This is a genomic window from Brevundimonas sp. UBA7838, assembly GCF_002500885.1.
Lineage (GTDB): Bacteria > Pseudomonadota > Alphaproteobacteria > Caulobacterales > Caulobacteraceae > Brevundimonas > Brevundimonas vesicularis_C.
Window position 1 is genome coordinate 4095 of record NZ_DLTK01000016.1, and the last position, 1869, is coordinate 5963.

Annotated in this window: 2 protein-coding genes; both read left to right on the forward strand. The window is 64.2% G+C overall.

All coding sequences use genetic code 11. The features are described from left to right. Positions 1-66: 66 nt before the first annotated feature. Positions 67-1047, forward strand: coding sequence for a threonine ammonia-lyase (locus tag B3T77_RS00855; protein ID WP_292076176.1), 981 nt, complete (start codon positions 67-69; stop codon positions 1045-1047). Positions 1048-1109: 62 nt separating this feature from the next. Further along, the gene (locus B3T77_RS00860; protein ID WP_292076179.1) at positions 1110-1577 is read left to right on the forward strand and encodes a MaoC family dehydratase; all 468 of its coding nucleotides are present in this window, start codon (positions 1110-1112) and stop codon (positions 1575-1577) included. Positions 1578-1869 lie beyond the last annotated feature (292 nt).

The following is a 1869-nucleotide window of genomic DNA, read 5'->3' on the forward strand; positions in this document are numbered from 1 at the left end:
CCTGGTCGATGGCGAGGATCAGGCTCATGGTTCTCTCCCGGCTGCGTATTGGGCTAAGGGGAGCATATGACGACGCACCTGCCCAGCTATGAAGGCGTCCTCGACGCCGCCCGCCAGATCGACGGGGTCGCCCTGCGCACGCCCCTGCTCGAAAGCCCGGCTCTGAACGCGGTGGTCGGCGGGCGGGTTCTTATGAAGGCGGAAAGCCTGCAACGGGCTGGGGCCTTCAAGTTTCGCGGCGCCTACAACCGCATCAGCCGACTGACCGACGAGGAGAAATCGCGCGGCGTCGTCGCCTTCTCGTCCGGGAACCATGCCCAAGGGGTGGCCGCCGCCGCCGCCATGGTCGGGACGCCGGCCATCATCGTCATGCCGTCGGATTCGCCCAGGGTGAAAGTCGAGGGCGTGATCGGCTTCGGCGGCGAGGTGCGCTTCTACGACCGCTGGACTGAAAGCCGCGAGGCGATCGGAGCGGCCATCGCCGCCGAGCGCGGCTCGATCCTGGTTCCGCCGTTCGATGATCCCTTCATTATCGAGGGCCAGGGGACGACGGCGCTGGAAATGCTGGATCAGGCGGATGCGCCGTTCGACCAGTTGCTATGCGGGGCGTCCGGCGGCGGGTTGATGGCCGGGATCAATCTGGTCATGGCCGAACGCAGTCCCGCGACGAAGGTCTTCGTGGTCGAGCCCGAAGCGTTCGACGACACCGCGCGATCGCTGGCGGCCGGAGAGCGGGTCGGTCATCCACAGGGCGCGCCCTCGATCTGCGACGCCCTGATGTCGCCGATGCCGGGTGCGCTGACCTGGCCGATCAACCGGCGGCTGGCGGGGGCGATCACTGTCTTGGACGCCGAGGTCGCGGAAGCGATGCGGTTCGCCTTCCGCCATCTCAGGATTGTCCTCGAACCCGGAGGCGCCGTGTCGCTCGCGGCCCTGCTTGCAGGAAAGGTCAGGGCGAAAGGACTGACGACGGCCATTGTGCTTTCCGGCGGCAACGTCGATCCGACGCTGTACGCCGAGATCATCGAGGGGCGCTTCGGCGGCTGAGGTCTTTCCTTCGTGACAAGGGTCGGTCAACCTCGTCTCAAACGCATTGAGGGAAACGTATGATGACCAAGGCTAGTGAGCTTCAGGGACTGATCGGCGAGGAGGTGGGCGTGTCGAAATGGTTCGACGTCACCCAGGCCCGGATCGACGCCTTCGCCGATTGCACCGAAGACCACCAGTTCATCCATGTCGATCCGGAGGCGGCCAAGGCCACGCCATTCGGCGGGACAATCGCGCACGGCTTTCTGACCCTGAGCCTCGCTTCAGCCATGAGCTATGACGCCGTGGCGCCGCTGGATGGCGTCGGGATGGGCGTGAACTACGGTTTCGACAAGCTGCGGTTCCTGGCGCCGGTGCCGGCGGGATCACGCATTCGCGGTCGCTTCAAGCTTTTATCGGCCGACGACAAGGGCGACGGACGCTGGTTGCTTAAGCACGAACTGACGGTCGAGATCGACGGGGCCGACAAGCCGGCGCTGATAGGAGAGTGGCTCGGGATGCAGATGGTCGATCCAAAGATCGAGCCGTGACACTCGCATAGGTTAGAGTGTCTCGCTGCGGGAGATTGTGACGCATCAACGGCTAGAGATTAACTATTCTGTGCGTGGACGCCAAATTCATCTGTATCATCAAGGCCACGGTATCGCCTTTGCTGATCGATGCCGTCACGTTTCCGCCTCGACCTTATACAGCAAGGCTGGTAAGACCCGCGTAGGCGGTAGACCCGCCCCCTACTATAACAGAGGCGGAGGGATACCCCCCTATGCGTATGAAGACTTTCGTGCTGGCCTCCAGCGCAGCGGCCGCCCTGGCCCTGTCGGC